This window comes from Streptomyces katrae (assembly GCF_000966975.1).
Classification (GTDB): domain Bacteria; phylum Actinomycetota; class Actinomycetes; order Streptomycetales; family Streptomycetaceae; genus Streptomyces; species Streptomyces katrae.
The window spans coordinates 1-4,123 of sequence record NZ_JZWV01000264.1; the positions used below are offsets into that span (position 1 = coordinate 1).

Consider the following 4,123-nt stretch of genomic DNA (forward strand, 5'->3'; position numbering starts at 1 on the left):
CGCAGAACGCGGCGCCGTCCCAGCAGGTCGGCGGCCCGACCACCGGCCGGCAGCAGCGCCCCGAACGCCAGGCCGTAGGCGTTGACGACCCAGGTGATGGCGGAGTCGGAGAGACCGACGCCGTCACGGATCTGCGGCAGGGCGACGTTCACGATCGAGGTGGCGAGCATGACGGTGAACTGGGCGGCGGCCAGCACCGCAAGGACGGTGCCACGGCGCGGACTGGGCATGGGAACTCCGGGAACGGGGCGGTGGGAAGCGGGCCGGTGGGAGGGGAACGGCGCGGTGGGCGTCAGCGCGCGGCGCGCTCGGAGGCGGACTTCAGGTGCAGCAGCCACTGCGCGAGGGAGCGGTCCAGTGCCTGGGCGACGGCGGCCGCATCGGCCCGTACGGGCTCACCGTCCCAGGACTCCTCGGTGACGACGAGGGTGGCCCCGGACGAAGGTGTGAACGTCCATCGGTGGACGGCGGTGATGCCCTGAGAGCGGCCGCCCCAGAGAACGAGCCGGGGCGCGTCCACCGCGTACACGGTGGAGGTGATGTCCACGCCGCCGGTGCGCCAGTGGAACACCGCGCCCGGCCTCAGCGGGGTCAGGGCGCGGGCCTCGGCGATGTCCGGTTGCCAGGTCGGCCAGCCGGGCACGTACGTCAGCAGAGCCCAGACGGCGGGGGCCGGGGCCCTGATCGGCAGCTCACGGCGGGCGACGACCGGGGCGGCCCGGTCGATGCCCGAGGGCGTGTTCTTCATGCCCCCGAGTCTGGTCCGACCGCCCCGGTGCCCTCATCGGCGAAAGTCGCCTAGGCGGCTGCCTAAGTGAGCCGACCGGGGCTTAGGCGTTCCGGCCGAGCGCGTCGGAGAGCTGGCGGCGCGAGGTGACGCCGAGCTTGCGGAACACGCTGCGCAGGTGGGCGTCGATGGTGCGCGGGCTCAGGAACAGCCGGTCGGCGACCTCCCGCGAGGTCGCACCGGTCGCCACCAGGCGGGCGATGTTCAGCTCCTGACCGGTCAGCAGTTCCACCGCGCCGAGCTCGGCGGGCCGAGCCTGTTCACCGGTGGCTGCCAGCTCCAGCCGGGCCCGTTCGGCGAAGCCCTCCGCGCCCATCGTGGTGAACAGCCCGTGAGCGGTGCGCAGCGCCTCTCGGGCCTGCCCGCGGCGGCCGTCGCGGCGCAGCCACGCGCCCTGGTGCAGCAGGGCGCGGCCGTGCCACACCCGCAGGCCGGTGGCGTCCAACCGGGCCACCGCCTCGACGTGGAGGTCCTCCGGGTCGTCCGACAGCAGGGCGGCGAGGGCGGCGCGCACGCCCAGCGCCCAGTCGGTGCCCGCCGCCGACGCGTGCCGCGACAGCCGTGCGAACGCCTCCCGGGCGGTGTCCCGCTCGCCGCACCGGACGGCCGCCTCGATGAGTTCGGGCAGGGCGAGGGTGGAAATCCCCAGCTCGCCGTCGGCGACGGCCAGCCGGGCCGAGGCCAGGGCCGCCCGGTGGTCGGCGGTGCCGTTGGTGTGCAGGGCCGCCGCCGCGTGGACGGTCGCCGCCAGCATGCCTTTGCGCCGGGCGTGCGACTCGGCCAGCACCCGGTCGAACAGCGGCCGCGCCTCAGCGTCCACTCCGCGCACCGCGGCGGCGAACAGCCGGCCGTACCAGTGCGGCGGGACGCCGGTCGCTTCGGCTATGCCGTCGGCCTCGCTGTTCAGTGCCGCCGCCCCGAGCAGGTCGCCGCGCTGGGTGGCGGCCATCGCCCGCATCCACAGGCCCACCGGCAGGACCATCAGTGTCCCGCCGGTGCGCGCGGCGTCCACGGCTCGGCCGGCGAGCCGGTCCTCCAGGGCGATGTCCCACAGCTCGACGGCGAGCAGGGCGGCCAGCGAGAGCCGGCCCTCCCACAGCGGGTCGGTCACCTCGGACAGCAGTCCGTGCAGCACCGGCACCGTCGCGAGGTCGCCGTCGAGATAGCCGACGAGCGCGTCCAGCAGCCCGTCCGCACTCGAGCGTTCACCGGCCGGGGCGGGCGCCCGCCGGGCCGCCGCCAGGGCGTCCCGCGCCGCGGGCGAGGAACGGCCGACCACCAGGCCCGCCTGCAGGGCGTCCAGCAGGTGGACGCGGGCCCGGTCGGGGTCGAGGGCGGCCGCCGCCACCAGGTTGCCGACCGCGTCCGCCGCGCCGTCGCCGAAGAACGCCGCGCGGCCGCGCAGGAGTTGGGCCTGCACCCGCCCGGCGGTGTCGATCGGGCCGCCCTCGGCGGCCTCGACCAGCCTCACCGCGTTCTCGAACGCGCCGGCCGCCAGTGCGGCCCGGGCCGCGGCGAGACTGCGCTCGGCCCGCAGCCGCGGATCGGCCGTCAGGCCCGCGGCCTGCTCCAGGAACGCCGCCTCGGCAGCGGCGCCGCCCCGGCGCCGGGCCCGCTCCGCGCAGTGCAGCAGGTCGGTCGACGCCTCCTCGTCCGGCCGGGACAGGGACTGCGCGCGGTGCCACGCACGCCGGTCGGGCGCCGTCAGAGGGTCGGTGGCCTCCGCGAGCGCCCCGTGGACGCGGCGGCGCTCCGCGGGGGAGGCCGCGGTGTACACCGCCGAGCGCACCAGCGGATGCCGGAAGCGCGCCTGACCGCCCAGCTCGATCAGTCCGCTCGCCTCGGCCTCCGGCCCGGCCTGCGGCCCCACGCCCAGCAGGTCCGCCGCCCGCCACAGGAGCCCCGGATCCCCCAGCGGTTCGGCGGCCGCCACCAGCAGCAGGGTCCGGGCGTCCGGGGAGAGCAGGGAGACCTGCTGCTGGTAGCTCTGCTCGATCCGGTTGGCCGGGGAGACCGGCGTCGGCAGCCCGAAGCCGCCCGCCAACGCGGCGGGCCCGAGCCGACGCGGCAGCTCCAGCAGCGCCAGCGGATTGCCCCGCGCCTCGGCCAGAATCCGCTCCCGCACCTGGTCGTCCAAGGGGCCGAGCAGGCTGGACGCCAGCAGCCGACGCGCCACCTGGTCGGACAGCCGAGGCAGCGTCAGCACCGGCAGGCCTTCGAATTCCGCGACGAGGTGCGGGTCGCGCACCCCGAACACGAACGCCACCGACTCGTCCGCCACCCGCCGGGCCACGAACGCCAACACCTGCGCCGACGCCCGGTCCAGCCACTGCGCGTCGTCCACCACGCACACCACGGGCTGCTCACCCGCAGCATCCGACAGCAGCCCCAACAGGGCCAGGCCGACGGCGAAACGGCTCGGCGCACCCCCCTTGCCCAGCCCCAGCGCAACGGCCAGATCGTCCCGCTGTGCAGCGGGCAACTGTCCGATCCGCTCGTGCAGGGGCCAGGTCAACTGGTGCACGGCGGCGTACGCGAAGTCGGCCTCGAACTCCGCCCCGTTCACCCACAGCAGCCGCACACCCGACAGGCCGTCGGTGACGTGGCGCAGCAACGTCGTCTTGCCGATGCCCGCCTCACCGCGAACGACCGCCGCCCCGCCCCGGCCCGCCCGTACACCGGCCAACAGGTCGACGAGAGCGGTGCGTTCAGCGGGCGGTACGTACTCGGAGCCGGTCGCGGGAGCCACTCGGGAATCATGCCATGCCTTCTGACCTCGGGAGATACCCCCTCTTGTCCGACGGCGTGGGTGCCGGCACCGAGGCGCGTCGGCCCGTTCGCCGCGTCGGCAGGGCGTGCGGGGCAGGGCGCGGAGCCGCGCCACTCGATCAGCGGTCGGTCGTCCAGGTAGCTGTCGTCGGGGTCGAGGCCGGGCCGCCGCAGGAACTCGAAGATGTCGTCCGGGCCGAGGGCGCGGCCGAGGCCCTCATCATCGCGGTGGTTGTCCTCGCCGCGAGCGCCCACGACAACACGATCGGTAGGGAGACGGGCCCGTTATGGTGGCCGTCAAGCTGTCGCAGGACTCGCCGTGTCGCGCTGCGGGTCCTTGTCGTGTCCCCGTCCCGAGGTGCTCACGCAGCATGCGGTGGGGTCGGGCAGGGTGGTCCGGGGCGTTCCGGGGCCCGCCTGGAGCGCGACCGCGAGGTTGCGCAGCCCGGACTGTTTGCCGGGGGCGTCTTTGTCGTCGGGCAGCAGGCCGGTGGGGACGTTGGACAGGAGTATCCATCCGAGGAGCGCCTCGGCGGTGCGGACGTGCCCGCGGACGGTGGCCGGGTA

Annotated in this window: 4 protein-coding genes; all 4 read right to left on the reverse strand. The window is 75.5% G+C overall.

Annotation, left to right across the window (positions count from 1 at the left end; translation table 11 throughout):
* On the reverse strand, positions 1-230 hold a 230-nt coding region (locus tag VR44_RS11360), incomplete at its 3' end, for an MFS transporter (protein WP_045947315.1).
* Between the two features lie 62 nt (positions 231-292).
* On the reverse strand, positions 293-748 hold the full coding sequence (locus VR44_RS11365; protein ID WP_045947316.1) for an SRPBCC family protein: 456 nt from the start codon (positions 746-748) through the stop codon (positions 293-295).
* Between the two features lie 82 nt (positions 749-830).
* Positions 831-3,536, reverse strand: coding sequence for an AAA family ATPase (locus tag VR44_RS11370; RefSeq protein ID WP_045947317.1), 2,706 nt, complete (start codon positions 3,534-3,536; stop codon positions 831-833).
* A gap of 317 nt (positions 3,537-3,853) precedes the next feature.
* A partial coding sequence (locus VR44_RS11375) for a hypothetical protein (RefSeq protein ID WP_045947318.1) occupies positions 3,854-4,123 on the reverse strand: 270 nt, incomplete at its 5' end.

Excerpts from the sequence above, each read along its gene's own strand:
- VR44_RS11365 (WP_045947316.1), bottom strand. The coding sequence starts at position 748 with ATGAAGAACACGCCCTCGGGCATCGACCGGGCCGCCCCGGTCGTCGCC.